Source organism: Sphingobium sp. FW305-3-2-15-F-TSA7, assembly GCF_058787155.1.
The window spans coordinates 41,786-56,824 of record NZ_JBYSZM010000025.1 but is presented as its reverse complement, the minus strand read 5'-3'; the positions used below and the strand labels follow the sequence as shown (position 1 = coordinate 56,824).

Here is a 15,039-nt window from a genome sequence, read left to right as displayed (position 1 = left end):
GGAGGATCGAGACCATGTCGCGCAAATCCCTGTCGATCGCCATACTCGCGGTCGCCGCCATCGCGGCGCTCATCGCGTTCCAGTTTCGTGGGCACGCGCCGGCGCAGACCGCAGGCCTGCCCAGGACGCTCACGATCGCGACCATCGCCTATCCCTATAAGGGCCGGCAGGAATATAGCGGCCTCGCACAGGTCGTGATCCAGCAGGGCTGGCTGAAGGATCAGCTTGCCAAGAAAGGCGTCGAACTCGCCTGGTTTCCGGTGCCGACCGCGGTCGGCGGACCGCTGATCAACGAGGGTTTTGCCGGCAAGCGTATCGATTTCGCGGGCTATGGCGATTTCCCCGCGCTCATCGCCAATGCCGGCGGCGTCGAGACCCGGCTGATCGTACCGTCGGGGCGCGGCCAGAACGCCTATCTCGTCGTCCGCAAGGGGCTGGAGGCGAAGAGCATCGCCGACCTGAAGGGCAAAAGGATCGCGCTCCATCGCGGCCGGCCGTGGGAATTGCCCTTCGCCAAATTGCTCGACGCCAACGGCCTGAAGCTCGACGATTTCAAGATCCTCAACATCAATCCGCCCGCCAGCCACGCGGCGCTCGCATCGGGCGACGTCGACGCCGTCTTCCTGCTGTCCGACGCGATCCTGCTCGAACAGAAGGGCGTCGGCCGGATCATCTGGTCGACCAAGGAAGCGCCGACCGACTGGAAGATGCGTGCCGAGCTGTTCGCCCGAAAGGATTTCGTCGACCAGCAACCCGAACTGACCCAGCTCGTCGCCGACGCCTATGTCCGCGCCGCGCATTGGGCGGCGCAGCCCGAGAACCGGGCCGCCATCGCCGAAATCGCGTCGCGCGGCGAAACCCCGCTGAGCGTGGTCGAAAAGGAATGGGACGAACCCCGCGTCGCATGGGCCGATCGCTGGTCGCCGCTGTTCGACGCGCCCGTGTTCGAACATTACCGGGCCGCCGCCGACTATACTTTCAAGCAAGGCCTGGTGCGCGAGAAGGTGAATGTCGACGCACTGCTCGACCGGCGCTTCGCCGACCAGGCGATCCGCAACCTCAAGCTCGAGACTTTCTGGCGCCCCGCTGCCGCCAAGGCGGCCGCCACGCAAGAGGTGCCGCGCTCATGAGCGACGAGAACACGCTGTCCGATACGCGTTTCCTTTCCAGCTTCATCCTGCTCGCCGCGATCAGCGGCCTCACCGTCGGTCTCGGCAAGATCCTGACGACACTCTACGCGATCTCGCTGGGCGCCACGCCGTTCCAGGTCGGTATCGTATCGGCGATGGAATCGATCGGCATGGTGCTGGTGACCGTGCCCGCCGGGTTCATCATCGCTCGCTATGGCGCGCGCGGCGTCTATTTCCTGTCGAGCCTCGGCCCACTGCTCGTCAATCTCATCATGCCGCTCAGCAGCTCGTGGCTCGCGCTTGCCGCCGGGCGCGGCCTGATCGGGCTGTGCATCCCGTTCCGCATGGTTTCGATGAACTCGTCCTTCCTCGAACGTCTGAAGACATTGGGTCAGGCGAAGGCGGGCTGGTATCGCGGCGCACTCACCGGCGGGACCGCGATCATCGGCCCCGCCGCCGCCGCATTGCTCAGCCAGCGCGCCGGAATCGCGATCAGCTTCTGGATCGTCGCCGCCCTGTTCGGTCTGATGGCGCTGTTCAGCCTGTCCTTCCTGCCGGTGCGCGACGTGCGCGGGCCTGAGGAAACCCCCGGCTTCATCGCCGAGCTGCAGCTGATCTTCGCCAATGTCGGCGTTGCCGAAAGCTGCCTCGTCGAATTCGTCAGCAGCGCGACCAATGCGCTGTTCGGCACCTTCATCATCCTCGTCGCCATCGGGCTGCCGCTGCTCACCGAGCAGGACGGCATCCATGTCATGCTGTTCCAGGGCACGATCTCCGTCGCGATGCTCTTCCTCGGCGGATCGCTCGTCCAGCGCCTGGCGACACCGCATGCCTATGGCATCAGCCTTTCGCTGGCCGCGCTGGCGCTCGCGACGCTTGGGTTGACCGGCGGTTTTGCCGGGCTGGCCCTGGGCGCGATGCTGCTGAGCGCGGGATCCGCGATCGTCCACCTCGTCAATGTCCGCATGCTGGCGAGCGTGCCCGGCGGCAAAAGCAAGATCGCCGGTCTCTACAATCTCGCATCGATGACCGGATCGTCATTCGGCGCGATCGCGGGCGGCCTCGCGAGCAAGTTCGTCGCGGTCCAGTCGGTCTTCCTGCTCTGGCTGCCCGTGCTGTTCGGTGCGGCGGCCCTGATCGGGCTGCTGCGCCGGCGCAGAGCGGTCGCCGCGCCAATCGCGTTGGGAGAAGCCTGATCATGTCCGCACGCATCATCGCCTTCGGCACGGCGCTGCTTCCGCCGGTGCTGCTTGTCGGCGCATGGCAGCTCGCATCGTCGACCGGCCTGTTCCCGCCGCAGATCCTGGTTTCCCCGTCCGAAGTGGCGCAGACCATCGCCGAGCTCGTGCGCAACGGCGAACTGGGCGGTCATCTCGGTGACAGCCTGTTCCGGCTGGCTTGGGGGTTCGGCATCGGCGCGTTGGCCGGTCTCGCCTTCGGCACCGCGCTCGCGCTGTCGCGCCTGTTCGAGGCGCTGTTTCAGCCGCTGTTCCAAGCGGTGCGGCAAGTGCCGATCCTTGCCTTCATCCCGATGCTCGTGCTGCTGCTCGGGATCGAGGAAGGCTTCAAGATCACCGTCGTCGCGGTTGCCGCCTTTTTCCCGGTGGCGCTCGCCACCTTCGACGGCGTGCGCGGCATTCCAAAGGGATGGCTGGAGGTCGCGCGCGTCTATCGCACGCCCTTCCCGTCCCTGCTCATGCGCATCCTGATCCCCGCCACCGTCCCGCCGGTGCTCACCGGATTGCGGCTGGGATTGACGCGCGCATGGCTGGTGCTCGTCGCCGCCGAACTGCTCGCGGCCGATAACGGCATCGGCCAGATGATGGAGATGGGGCGCCAGCTGTTCCGGATCGACGTCGTCCTTGCCGGCGTCATCGTCAGCGGCCTGATCGGCTTCGCGCTCGATCGCGGCGTCAAGCTGGTCGAGCGCCGTTACACGCGCTGGAGGGTCGCATGAACCGCACCCTGCCCCGTATCGCGCTCGGCCTGATCGTGCCCGCGCTCATTCTGGTCTGGTGGACCGCACAATCGGGTGGCGGCGGCGCGCGCGCGCTCGCCTTCGTGCCGCTGGGCACGATCGCAGCGACCTTTGCCGAGCTTGCGACGGGCGGCCTGCTGCTCAGCGACGCGCTCACCACCTTGTCCCGCGCGGTGACCGGGCTGCTGCTCGGCAGCCTTGCCGGGGTCGCGCTCGGCGTCGCGATGGCGACGCTGCGCCCCGTCGATCGGCTGATCGGTCCGCTCTACCACGCGATCCGGCAGGTCCCCCTGCTGGGCTGGTTGCCGCTGATCGGGCTGTGGCTCGGCAATGGCGAATCCGCCAAGCTGCTGATCATCAGCCTCGCCGCTTTCTACCCGACGGTGCTCGGCACCTACGAAGGGATCGCGCATGTCGAACGCCGCTATCTCGATGTCGGCCGCGTCTATGGTTTCGGCGCGCTTCAGCGCTTCCAATATGTGCTGCTGCCCGCCGCGCTGCCGCTGATCCTGACGGGCATCACCCAGGCGATCGCCTTTGCCTGGATCGCCACGATCGGCGTCGAGATCCTGCTCGGCGCCGGTGGCGGGCTGGGTGCGACGATGGGAATCGCACAGGCGCAGCAGCGCATGGACATCATCCTGGTCGCCATCACCGTCACCGCCCTGCTGGGCTTCACCATCAACCATCTCTTCGCCCGGCTGCGCGGCCATTTGCTGCGCTGGCAGGGCAATGCCGCGTGAACGGAGACGCATCATGACTGCCAGACCCCGGATCCTGCCCCAGCCGGGCACCGCCGAAGCCACCGCAAAGGGCGCGCTCACGCTTACCGGCCTCTCCAAGAGCTTCGCGATCGACGGCCGCGCGCTGCCCGTGCTCGACGGCATCGACCTGTCGGTCCGCCCCGGCGAATTCGTCAGCATCGTCGGCGCGAGCGGCTGCGGCAAATCGACGCTGCTGCGGCTGATCGTCGGGCTCGACACCGATTATTCGGGCGAGATCAGGCTCGACGGCAAACGCATCACCGGCACCAGCCTCGATCGCGGCATCGTGTTCCAGGATCACCGCCTGTTCCCCTGGATGACGCTGGAGGAGAATATCGGGCTCGCGCTGCTCAACAGCGAAATCCCGAAGGAACAGCGCGCGCGCATCGTTGCCGAGCATATCGCGCTGGTCAATCTGACCGGCTTTGAAAAGGCCTATCCGCACCAGCTATCGGGCGGCATGGCGCAGCGCGCGGCGATCGCGCGTGCGCTGGTGACCGAACCGACGCTGTTGCTGCTCGACGAACCGCTGGGCGCGCTCGACGCGCTGACCCGCGTCCATGTCCAGACCGAGCTCCAGCGCATCTGGATGCGGCAGCGCTCGACTGTGCTGATGGTGACGCACGACGTCGAGGAAGCGCTGTATCTGGGCGATCGCGTCATCGTCATGGCGCCCAATCCGGGGCGCATCCGCCGCATCGTCGATGTCGACCTGCCGCATCCGCGCGATCGCAGCTCGCCGGTGCTCCACCGCCTGCGCGACGAGATCCTGGCCGAGCTCACCGGTGCGCCGGATCCCGAGAACCTTGTCCGCTTTCCGGGACAGGAGGCGCGCTGATGACCGGTCCCATCGCGCGCAAGGCCGATCATCCCATCGAGCCGTTCTTCGTCGAACGCTGGTCGCCGCGCAGTTTCTCCGGCGAACCCGTGCCCGATACGGTGTTGCAAAGCGCCTTCGAGGCCGCACGCTGGGCGCCCTCCGCCTTCAACGCGCAGCCCTGGCGCTTCCTGTTCGCGCGGCCGGGGGATCAGAGCTGGGCGGATTATCTGTCCTTTCTCAACCCGCGCAATACGCTGTGGGCGAACCGCGCCTCCGCGCTGATCATCGTCGTCTCTGCCAGGGCGTTCGAACGCGACGGCAAGCCCGTCGCGATCACCAGCCACAGTTTCGATGCCGGCGCGGCCTGGGCCAATTTCGCGCATCAGGCGCTGCTGCTCGGCTGGCATACCCATGGCATTGGCGGCTTCGATCGCGACGCGGCGCGCGAGCGCCTGGGCATTCCCGACGATCATGACGTGCAGGCGATGATCGCGCTCAGCCGGCGCACCGATCCAGAGGATCTGCACGAGGATTTCCGCGCGGCCGAACTGCCCAACGGCCGCAAGCCGCTTACCGAGACCATCTTTTCCGGGCGTTTCGGTGCGCCCGCATTTCCGACGCCCACATTTCCGACAGGGAGGAACGCCGCATGACGATCCGCATTTATTGGCAGCTCGACGTCGCCGCCGAGAATGGCCGGTCCGAACCGACCGAACGGCCACGCTATCAGCCCGTGGTCCGCGATATCCGGACCGCATCGATCAATCGCTACGATTATTATGCGCAGATCGCCCGCGCCGCCGCGCTGACGGGGTTCGACGGCCTGTTCGTCGCGCATCGCGCCGATGCCGACGACAGCCAGATCGTCGCCGCGGCGGTCGCGCGTTCGGCGCCGCGGCTGACGATCATTCCCGAATTCCCAGCTTCGGTCGGTTCGGCGGTCTATGCCGCCAAGCAGGCGGTCAGCTTCCAGCGCCTCGCCCATGAGCGGCTCGGCTGGGCGATCGCACCCGACGCCGATGCCGCCACCCGCGCGCGCGGCGCAGACCAGGTGGCCGAGGACGATCTGATCGCGCGAACCGAAGAATTCCTGATCGTCGCGCGGGGCGTCCATGGCGAACGTCCATTCAGCTACAAGGGGCGTTTCTTCGAGGTCGAGGGCGGTGGTTTCGAGGCACCGCTCAACAGCGTCGCCTTTCCCAAGGTTTTCCTGCGCGGCACCAGCGAGGAAGCGCTTGCCCTGTCCGCGCGCCATGCGGACGTTCATCTGTTCGACGATGCGCCGATCGACGAACTGCGCGGCCATATCGAGACGCTCGACCGGCTTGCGCTGAAAGAAGGCCGCAATCTCGAATATGGCATCCTCCAGCCGCTCGTCGCGCGCGAGACCGATGACGAAGCGCATGAGGGCAATGAGCCGGGCCTTGCCGGCAGCTATGACGAGGTCGCCGATCGCCTCGCCGAACTGGCATCGCTCGGCATCGGCCATTTCGTGCTGACTGCGCAGCCGGGTTTCGAGGAAGCCTATCGCATCGGCCAATTCGTCCTTCCGCGCCTGCGTGCCCGTGTGGCGCCTGCGCGCGCCGCCTGAACAGGAGACATTTATGTCCATCGATTTCTATTGGCGCCTGCCCACCCATGGGTGCCACGCCAGCGTCCGTCGCGGTTCGTACGACCGGGGCGACTGGTCGCCGCTGGTACCCGGTAACCAGACGCCGGGTCTGACCGCGTCGGGCGAGGATGACGGCTATCGCTACATCGATCACCTTGCCGAGATCGCGAAGGCAGCCGAGATCTCCGGTTTTATCGGCGGGCTGATCCCGTCCTTTCCCAATACCGACGATCCCTGGGTGATCTCCCCGCTGCTCGCACGCGAGACCAAGAGCTTCCGCTTCATGATCGCCTTCCAGCCCGGCTTCCTCAATCCGGTGCAGGCCGCACGGCTGTCCGCGAGCCTGCAGCGCGCGACGGGCGGGCGGACGGTCTACAACATCATCACCGGCGGCGGCGGTCCTTCGCAGCTCTGGTGGGGCGACAGTTTCAGCCATGACGACCGCTATGGCCGCACCACCGAATTCCTCGACGTGCTGAAGGGTGTCTGGAAGGATCAGGATTTCAGCTATGACGGCCGCTTCTACAAGGTCGAGCATGGCGGCCTTCCGCCCCTGCTCGGCCGCGAGGAGATTCCCGAAATCTGGTTCTCGGGCTCGTCGGACGCGGCATTGCAATCGGCGGCCAAGCACGCCGATTATTATCTCTCCTGGCTCGAACCCTTCGACCAGCTCACAGACAAGTTCGCGCGCGTGAAGGAACGCACCGCGGCGCTCGGCGGCGAGCAGAAATGCGCCGTCCGCGTCGATCTGGTCGCGCGCGCGACCGAAGAGGAAGCCTGGCGCGATATCCGCATCGGTTTCGAGAATGTCAGCGACGAAACGCGTGCGCGCTGGCGTGGCCAGCCCACCGATTCCGTCGGCGCGGCGCGCCAGGCCGCGCTGAAGCCGACCGAGGCGAAACGCTATGACGAACTGATCGTCGCCCCCAATCTCTGGGGCGGCTTCAACCTGCTGCGCGGCGGCCCCGCGCTCGGAATCGTCGGCAGCTACGAGCAATGCGCGGCGAAGCTCGACGAACTGATCTCGCGCGGCACCGATGCCTTCATCCTCGCGGGCACGCCGCATCTCGAAGAAGCCTATCGCGTCGGCGAGGAAGTGCTGCCGCTGCTCGGCCGCAAGGCCGAGACGCTGCTCCAAGCCGCCGAATGACCCGCCAGGAGACCGACCATGACCATTCTCAACACCACCATCACCGATTTCGCGGCGCAAGCCGTGCGCGACGCCGCCACCGCTTTCGCGGGGCTGCGCGACACCCACACCATCTCGCCCAGCGGCACCGTCAATTTCGTCGAGCGCGTGCCCGGTGAGGCCGCGGTCGTCTCGATCGGCTATCCGGGGCCATTCGCGCCCGATGCCGAGCTCAAGCCGACGATCTACAGCCTGGAGGGCGATGTGCTTCAGGGCCCGCCCAATGCCAATCTCGGCGGCGGACGCTATCTGCCGATCTTCCGCGCGCATGACGACATCACCACCGTCAGCCATGTCCACACGCCCTATCTCGGCGCCTGGTCGCAAAGCCACCGCGCGCTGCCGATCCGCTACGTCCCCGTCCAGCGCTGGACGCGGGCCCGCGAACTGCCAATCTATATCGATCGCCGCCAGGGCGAGGCCAATTTCATTCTCGAGGTGCTGGCCGAAGATCCCCAGGTGCCCGCGATCCTCGAAGCCAATGGCGGCTCCACCGCCTGGGGCCGCAAGGGCCTGCTCGCGCTCGCCAACTACATCGTCCTGCTCGAAGAGGGTGCACGGCTCCAGGCGCTCGCCGAGACTTTGGGCGGATCGCAGAATTACGGCCCGGGCGTACTCGAACAGCAATGGAAGATGTCGGGGCTGATCCGCGCGTCCGACCGGTTCGAAGAGGCGATCGCTGCGGAATGAAATAGTGCGATGGCGCGGGGAAGGCCTTCAAGGCCTTCCGCGCGATACGCTTAGAAAGCGGCCGTGACCCGCAAGCCGTAATTGCGCGGCCGATTGAAGCTGGCTGTCGCCAGGGTGCCAAAATCGGTTGCGAAGGTGATGAAGCGATTGTTGGTGAGATTGGCACCGTAGATCTGCGCGGACAGGCGAATGGCGTCTCCGACGGGAATGTCGCTCAATATGATCCGCGCGCTCAGATCCTTCTGTTTGCCCGTGCGGAAATTTTGCAGCGTCGGCGACAGGAAATCGATCACCGCAAGGCGTGAGCTGCTTTTCGTTTCATAATCGCCGCGCAGCGTGAAGACGCCTATCGGCGTTTCGCCCGATTTGAACTGCACGCCGAGATGCGTCGTCCATTTGGACAGATAGGGGAAGTGCGCCGTGCCGGCCACATTGACCGGAACCCCGCCCTGGATGAGCAGATATTCCTTATATTTCGGATCGACATAACCGACATTGCCGTCGATCTGGATATGCTCGCCCAGCAGAAGCGTGCCTTCGACTTCGACGCCCTTGTACGTCGCCTTGCCGGCGTTCACGACGAAATTGGTCAGCGTCGTGCTGTTATACTGGTTCACCTGCAGATTGTCGTAATCGATCCGGAAGATATTGGCATTCAAGCGCAGATGGCGATCGAAGAGATCGGCCTTGAACCCGGCCTCGTAAGCAAGCGCCTTTTCGGGGTCATAGCCCGGCGAGCCCGGTGACACGGCATTGAACCCGCCGGCCCGGAAGCTCGAGGCGATCCTGGCATATGTCATCACGCCCGGCGCCCAAGTGTAGCTGATGGTGCCGCTATAGCCGAAGTTGGTCCATTCGTCGCCGATCGCCTGGTTCGTTCGTGTCGTCGTCGTCGTGGTTTGCACGATGCCCGTCGTCAGTGCCTTCTTGTCCTTCGTGTATCGCCCGCCGATCGAAACCTCGAGCTTCTCGTCCAGTGCCTGTGGTTTGTAGACGAGTTGACCGAACGCGGCGTGGGAACGCGTCGTCTGGTCATAGATCACGCTGCGATTGACCCGCACAAAGGCGGGGCCAGCCAGCGCGCCGAGAACCGTCGTCACATTCTCGTGAACCTTCTCGTCCCAATAATAGAGGCCCAGCAGATAGCTGATATCTTTGAGATCGCCGGAAAACTGCAATTCCTGGCTGAACTGGCGCTGGCGTCCGGGATTGGTGGGCGTCGAATGGACGCTGACCGGTTCGATCGGGTTGCCCGGAACGGCGGGGTTCAACACCTGACCCAGAACGTAACTGCCGCCCAACTGGCCGACCAGAACCTCTTTCAGGCGCGAATAGGACGTGATCGATTTCACCTGCAGCGCGTCCGAAGCGTCATATGTCAGCGTCAGCGTATCGCCATAATTCTCGATCTGCGAATTGCCGCGTACGCGTGGGTCGCGATAGCTGAGGTCCAGCGGCCGGTCGCCGACCACGAAGGGCGGGCCTGAAGGGTTGGCGGCAGCGGCATTCCGATAGGCCGTAAGCGCTGCCGGCGTGCCGCCGACGACCTGCCAGCCGGTGAAGGACGTGTTCTTTCCGTAACGTGCGCGATTGTCGACCTTGATCGGGCCGATCTCGCCCATAATCCCCACCCCGAGGCTGACATCCTTCTGATTGCCGCCCCAGTCCGTCTTGTTGAAGCCGACGGTCCGCACCCAGCCGTCCCGCTCGTGCATCTGCCCGGCAAACTTCACCTTCCAGCTCGATCCTCCGATCAGGCCGGTATGGACGACGGCGGACAGGATCGTCTCGTCATTGGTTCCGTAACCGAACTGCACCCGACCCGAAGCGTCGTCCTTGGGCTCGGTCGTGCCCAGCAGGATCGCGCCGCCGACGGTGTTGCGCCCGAACAATGTCCCCTGGGGACCACGCAGAACCTCTATCCGCTCGATATCGGGCAGGTCCAGCGAGTTGCCCTGGGGCCGCGGCGTATAGGCGCCGTCGATATAGATGCCGACGGATGGCTCGCTGTAGAGCGTGGTCGCGATCGTCCCGATACCGCGGATGAACACCACGGGCGCATTGGCGCTGCCGGACGCCTGCGTCACTTTCAGGCTCGGCGCCAGTTGCGCGATGCCGGACAGGCGGGCGACCGCCAACTGATCGATCTGTGCGCCGGATATCGCCGTGACCGGCAGTGGTGCGGACTGGGCACTTTCGGCACGTCGGCGCGCAGTGACGATGATGTCCTGCAGCCCGGGGCCGGCGGGGTCCTCGGCCGCCGCATCGGCAGCGGCGGCGCCGGCACTTTGAGCGAAAGCAGGTGCCTCCACGGACAATCCCGCCGCAACGGCCATGATCGAGCACGTGGCATTCACTGCGATTTTCGACGAAATCCTCCGCTTCACGAAGCTGCGCGTCATGGTCATCCCCTCTTTGCTCAGCCAGTTGAACCTGGCTCATTGCGGCTTTGGTTATAATAATAGTCATATTGGTACAATGGCCCGTATTTTCGGCTACCAAGCCTTGGCGGCGTCGATAATATGACCTGATACGAATGGGTTATGGCGATTGAATCGTAGCAATGCCGATTTTGCCGAAATCTGCCTTTTTGGCACTTCAGGCATCGCAGATCGGCATCGGACAGAGATTTAATGGTCTGTATCATTATAATAAATATCGGGAGAGGTCGGTGTGGAAGACATGAGAAAGGCGCGACCATGCCGTTGAAGATGACGATCAACGGCAAAATCCATGAAGTGGAGGTCGATCCGGAAACGCCTCTGCTATGGGTGCTTCGCGATCATCTGGGAATGACCGGCACGAAGTTCGGATGCGGCATCGCCCAATGTGGCGCCTGCACGGTGCATATCGACGGCGCCGCGACACGATCGTGCATGATCCCGGCCGGCGAAGTTTCCGGCGCCGTGACGACCATCGAAGGCTTGTCGGCGGATCGATCGCACCCGCTGCAACAGGCCTGGATCAGGAACAATGTGCCGCAATGCGGCTATTGCCAGGCCGGGATGATCATGGCGGCTGCCGCGCTGCTGAAAGAAAAGCCCAGGCCAAGCGACGACGACATCTCGACCTCCGTCGACAATATCTGCCGCTGCGGAACCTATAACCGGATCCGGTCCGCGATCCGCGAAGTCGCCGGCATCACATCGCGAAAGGCTTGAGCGATGAGCGATAGCAACACTCTCGACCGGCGCGCCTTTCTGGTTCGCAGTGGCCTGATCGGCGGCAGCCTGGCGATCGGCCTGGTTCCCTTCCACGCCGCACTCGGCTCCGTGGGGGCGGACGCCAATACCGAACTCACCCCATGGATATTGATCGCCCCCGACGACACCGTCACGATCCGCGTGGCCTCCCCCGAGTTCGGCAACGGCGCCATGACGCAGTCGGTGCTGATGGTCGTCGAAGAGCTTGATTGCGACTGGGCCAACATCCGGACGGAATATGCGTCCACCAACCGCGATTACCGGAGCTATGGCGGCTATTCGCCGATCCATCCCGCCGCGGCGTTTTTCGGTGGCCGCTCAACCATGGGTCAGCGCATCAAGGCGATGCAACAGGTCGGCGCGAATGCGCGGGAACGGATCCGCGCGGCTGCGGCGGCGCGCTGGTCCGTACCATTGGCTGAAGTGACGACCAGCAAAGGCGTCGTCACCCATACGGCAACCGCGCGGACGCTTCGCTATGGCGAACTGGTCGCGGAGGCGGCGAAGGTGAAGCTGAGCGCCGAGCCGGTGATCAAGAAACCCGCCGAATGGACGCTGATGGGCAAGACGAGCCCGTCAAAGCTCACCATCCCCTCGATCGTCGATGGCTCGGCGGAATATGGCATCGATGTGCGCGTGCCCGGCATGGTCTATGCGGCACTCATGCAATCGCCCGTGCATGGCGGCCGGCTGAAAAGCCATGATGCGGCGGCGGTGAAGGGCATGCCCGGCGTGCTGGCGGTGGTCACTGTCGATCCCGACGAGCCGAGAGGCGTGGCGATGATGTCGGGTGCCCCCTATGGCTATTCGCTGACGGCGCCCCGCGCCGCCGTGGCGGTGATCGCGGAGCATTATTGGCAGGCGCGCAAGGCGCTGGAAGCGCTTCCCGTCGAATGGGACGATGGTCGCGGCGCCCAGTGGAAGACGACCCGGCAAATCTACGATGCCGCCACGGCCGCGGTCGAGACCGACGAGAACTCACGGGTCGAGCACGCCTATGGCGATGTCTCCGGCATCGCGACGGCCGCGCGCAAGGTCGAGCAGGTCTATCTGACACCCTATTGCGACCAGGCCCCGATGGAGCCGCTGAACGGCACCGCGCTCGTCACGCCCGAGCGTGTCGACGTGTGGCATCCCGCGCAGAATTCGCAGCAGGCCTTCTGGGTCGCGTCCGACGAAGCCGGCATCGTGCCGGAGCGTGTCTTTTTCCACCAGACCCTGGTTGGCGGCGCTTTCGGACGGCGCCTGGAAAGCGACGATGTGCGCATGGTCGTCGCGATCGCCAAGCGCTTTCCGGGACGACCGGTGCATGTGATCTGGTCGCGCGAGGAAATGACCAGGCAAGGCAAATACCGGCCGATGATGGCAGCAAAACTGAGTGCCGCGCTGGATGTCGAGACCGGCCTGCCCGTCGCAGCGATCGCACGCCAGGCCTCGCGCGGCCATTATCCGCGCTTTGCCGACACCGCCTATTTCATGGGATGCATTCCGGCCGTCCGCGTCGATGCGCGGGAATTGCCGCTGCACGTGACGCCGGGGCCATATCGTGGGCCGGGCTACAACAGCTACACCTTCTTCCAGGAGACGTTCATCGACGAATGCGCCCATGCGGCGGGCGCCGATCCGGTCGACTATCGGCTGCGCCTGCTCGCCGATTTCCCCAATCCGGGCTGGACCAAATCATTGCGCGAAGTGGCGAAGCAGGCGGGCTGGGGCAAGAAACTGCCGCGGGGCACCGCGCAAGGCGTGGCGATTACCGGCTGGGGATTGAACGGCCAGAAAACGCTCGGCACCTGCATCGCGGTGATTGCGACGGTGGCGGTGACCAAAGCCGGTCTGCTCAGCGTGAAGCAGCTCGATTGCGCGTTCGATACCGGCAAGGTGATGAACCGCGACGAGACCATCAACATGATCGAGGGCGGGCTGATATTCGGCCTCAACATGGCGCTTCACGAGGAGATGAACGTCGCCGACGGCAAGATGGTGGAGGGCAATTTCGATAGCTATCCCATATTGCGCATGGCCGATGCGCCGCGGATCAACGTCCATTTCGGTGGGCTATCCGGCGCCGACCGGTATAGCGAGATCGGAGAACCGCCGGTCGGCACCGTCGGCCCGGCGGTGGGTAACGCCATTTTTCGCGCGACGGGCAAGAGATTGCGGCGGCAGCCATTTCTGACACAGGATCTCAGCTGGAGCTGAAGTTTCCAGAGCTGCCACGCAAGACTCCGGGAGCCTGCCGACTATCCGCAGCCCTGCTCCTTCGCCGGCGCGAAAGTCGCGTTCCACCAGCTCGTCCAGCGCGTTTCGAGCGCGTCGAAATCGGCGTCGCTCAGGCCGTAGGTGGTCAGGATGACCATGCCGCGGCCGTCGGGTGTTTCGCTGGTCTTCGATTTGTCGGTGACGATCAGCAACCCGTCTCCCCATTGCGGGACGGTCATGCCGAACTGCCAGGATGTCCGATGCCAGGCGATGCCGTCGATGCGGTCCCCCGTCGCCAGCGTCACCGAGATGGGCTGGCCCGGCGGCGTAGCGAGCAGGGCCGCCAGACCCAGCGCTTCGCTCGGCACCGCGTCCGATCCGCTCAGATAGATGGTCCGCCGCGGGCCGACACCGTGGCTTTCGACGGCAAGGCGAAGCTGCTGGACGAAGCTGATCCAGCCCTCGACCATATCCTCATACACATCGTCCCAGCTTTCGCCGTCGGGCACCGCGCGGATCACGCGAAGCACGGTCTGGCCGCCTCGCGCCTCGACTTCGAAGCGATCGCCCATGCCTTCGAAACCGAAGATGCGCGTCGCATGATCGGGGCGGCCATATTTGACGTAGATGAATTCGACCTCGTCCTTCAGGCTCGGATCGTCCCAGCCATGCCAGTTGTAGATCTTGGCGGGATCGGTCAGCGCATCCCACACGGCATCCGCCGGTGCCGCGATCGTCATTTCCACAAGAACCCGGTCGGCCATCGCATCCTCCTCAGTTCAACGTCTTGCCCTCTGCATCTCCGGTCAATGTGCCCACCGCCGGATGTCCCGTCGCGGTCAGGCGGAATCGGCGGCGATCGCCGCTCGCGGGATAGGCGCCTGCCAGATCGCTTACCGCGCGCGTCAGCGCGGCGGTGAACATATCGATCTCGGCCGGCGTCGCGAAACCGACGTCCGCCTCGATGGTGAAGGTCAGCAGGCGGCGCCCTTCGCGCTCGGCCTCACCGCGCATCCGCCCCACCTCATGCACCATCCGCGCCGCCGTGCGCACGAGATGTTCGGCCGAATGGCGATCCTGCCTTTCACGATGATCGGGATCGGGTGGTGACCCACCGAGCAGCATCGGATCGATCATCATCGCCCCGGGCCGCGCGACATAGAGTTTCTCGACGAAGCCGCGCCGTTTGCGTTCCCCGGCCTCGACGATCAGCCCAGCCTGTTCGAGCACCTTGAGATGATGCCGCACCCGCTGACGCGGCAGGTCGAGCGCGTCGCCCAGCCCCGTTGCGGAAACCGGCTCGGTCAGCCGTTCGAGCAATTGCCGCCGGAGCGGCGACAGGGCCACCCGCGCCGCCACCGGATCGCCGACAAGATTGAGCGATTCACTCTCCACCATAGCCCAATTCTACAATTGACAATATTTACTGTCAATTGGCGGGCCGCTGGCCA

At 64.9% G+C, this 15,039-nt stretch carries 15 protein-coding genes; 12 read left to right on the top strand and 3 right to left on the bottom strand.

Annotation, left to right across the window (positions count from 1 at the left end):
• The first annotated feature begins 14 nt into the window (after positions 1 to 14).
• The 9 genes from AC3WN8_RS19310 to AC3WN8_RS19270 are packed head-to-tail and all read left to right on the top strand — an operon-like array spanning position 15 to position 8,183.
• Entirely contained in the window at positions 15 to 1,130 is a 1,116-nt protein-coding gene (locus tag AC3WN8_RS19310; protein ID WP_492671101.1) for an ABC transporter substrate-binding protein, read from the top strand.
• Positions 1,127 to 2,326, top strand: coding sequence for an MFS transporter (locus AC3WN8_RS19305; RefSeq protein WP_492671100.1), 1,200 nt, complete (start codon positions 1,127 to 1,129; stop codon positions 2,324 to 2,326). The genes AC3WN8_RS19310 and AC3WN8_RS19305 overlap by 4 nt, the downstream gene beginning before the upstream one ends.
• 2 nt (positions 2,327 to 2,328) lie before the next feature.
• Positions 2,329 to 3,087, top strand: coding sequence for an ABC transporter permease (locus tag AC3WN8_RS19300; protein WP_492671099.1), 759 nt, complete (start codon positions 2,329 to 2,331; stop codon positions 3,085 to 3,087).
• The gene (locus AC3WN8_RS19295; RefSeq protein ID WP_492671098.1) at positions 3,084 to 3,851 is read left to right on the top strand and encodes an ABC transporter permease; all 768 of its coding nucleotides are present in this window, start codon (positions 3,084 to 3,086) and stop codon (positions 3,849 to 3,851) included. Before AC3WN8_RS19300 ends, AC3WN8_RS19295 begins: the two co-directional genes overlap by 4 nt.
• A 13-nt stretch (positions 3,852 to 3,864) precedes the next feature.
• Complete coding sequence (locus tag AC3WN8_RS19290; RefSeq protein WP_492671097.1) at positions 3,865 to 4,710, top strand: ABC transporter ATP-binding protein; 846 nt, start codon at positions 3,865 to 3,867, stop codon at positions 4,708 to 4,710.
• A complete protein-coding gene (locus tag AC3WN8_RS19285; protein WP_492671096.1) occupies positions 4,710 to 5,345 on the top strand; it encodes a nitroreductase family protein in 636 nt (211 codons plus the stop codon). The genes AC3WN8_RS19290 and AC3WN8_RS19285 overlap by 1 nt, the downstream gene beginning before the upstream one ends.
• Entirely contained in the window at positions 5,342 to 6,283 is a 942-nt protein-coding gene (locus AC3WN8_RS19280; RefSeq protein ID WP_492671095.1) for an LLM class flavin-dependent oxidoreductase, read from the top strand. The genes AC3WN8_RS19285 and AC3WN8_RS19280 overlap by 4 nt, the downstream gene beginning before the upstream one ends.
• A 13-nt stretch (positions 6,284 to 6,296) precedes the next feature.
• Positions 6,297 to 7,454: an LLM class flavin-dependent oxidoreductase gene (locus AC3WN8_RS19275; RefSeq protein ID WP_492671094.1), complete on the top strand. Its 1,158-nt coding sequence runs from the start codon at positions 6,297 to 6,299 to the stop codon at positions 7,452 to 7,454.
• Between the two features lie 18 nt (positions 7,455 to 7,472).
• Positions 7,473 to 8,183 carry a class II aldolase/adducin family protein gene (locus AC3WN8_RS19270; protein ID WP_492671093.1) on the top strand — a complete coding sequence of 237 codons (711 nt, stop codon included), beginning with the start codon at positions 7,473 to 7,475 and terminating at the stop codon, positions 8,181 to 8,183.
• A 50-nt stretch (positions 8,184 to 8,233) separates the two neighbouring features.
• On the opposite strand, the gene AC3WN8_RS19265 is transcribed toward AC3WN8_RS19270, so the two are convergent.
• The gene (locus tag AC3WN8_RS19265) at positions 8,234 to 10,495 is read right to left on the bottom strand and encodes a TonB-dependent receptor (protein WP_492671092.1); all 2,262 of its coding nucleotides are present in this window, start codon (positions 10,493 to 10,495) and stop codon (positions 8,234 to 8,236) included.
• Between the two features lie 22 nt (positions 10,496 to 10,517).
• On the opposite strand from AC3WN8_RS19265, the gene AC3WN8_RS19260 reads away from it, so the two are divergent.
• The 3 genes from AC3WN8_RS19260 to AC3WN8_RS19250 all read left to right on the top strand — a co-directional run bounded on the left by AC3WN8_RS19260 (position 10,518) and on the right by AC3WN8_RS19250 (position 13,588).
• Positions 10,518 to 10,709: a hypothetical protein gene (locus AC3WN8_RS19260; protein ID WP_492671091.1), complete on the top strand. Its 192-nt coding sequence runs from the start codon at positions 10,518 to 10,520 to the stop codon at positions 10,707 to 10,709.
• Positions 10,710 to 10,882: 173 nt separating this feature from the next.
• Entirely contained in the window at positions 10,883 to 11,344 is a 462-nt protein-coding gene (locus tag AC3WN8_RS19255; RefSeq protein WP_492671090.1) for a (2Fe-2S)-binding protein, read from the top strand.
• A gap of 3 nt (positions 11,345 to 11,347) precedes the next feature.
• On the top strand, positions 11,348 to 13,588 hold the full coding sequence (locus AC3WN8_RS19250) for a xanthine dehydrogenase family protein molybdopterin-binding subunit (protein ID WP_492671089.1): 2,241 nt from the start codon (positions 11,348 to 11,350) through the stop codon (positions 13,586 to 13,588).
• Between the two features lie 41 nt (positions 13,589 to 13,629).
• On the opposite strand, the gene AC3WN8_RS19245 is transcribed toward AC3WN8_RS19250, so the two are convergent.
• Both AC3WN8_RS19245 and AC3WN8_RS19240 read right to left on the bottom strand, forming a co-directional pair.
• A complete protein-coding gene (locus AC3WN8_RS19245) occupies positions 13,630 to 14,352 on the bottom strand; it encodes an SRPBCC family protein (RefSeq protein WP_492671088.1) in 723 nt (240 codons plus the stop codon).
• A 10-nt stretch (positions 14,353 to 14,362) separates the two neighbouring features.
• Positions 14,363 to 14,986, bottom strand: a complete 624-nt coding sequence (locus AC3WN8_RS19240) for an ArsR/SmtB family transcription factor (RefSeq protein WP_492671087.1) — start codon at positions 14,984 to 14,986, stop codon at positions 14,363 to 14,365.
• Positions 14,987 to 15,039: the final 53 nt, after the last annotated feature.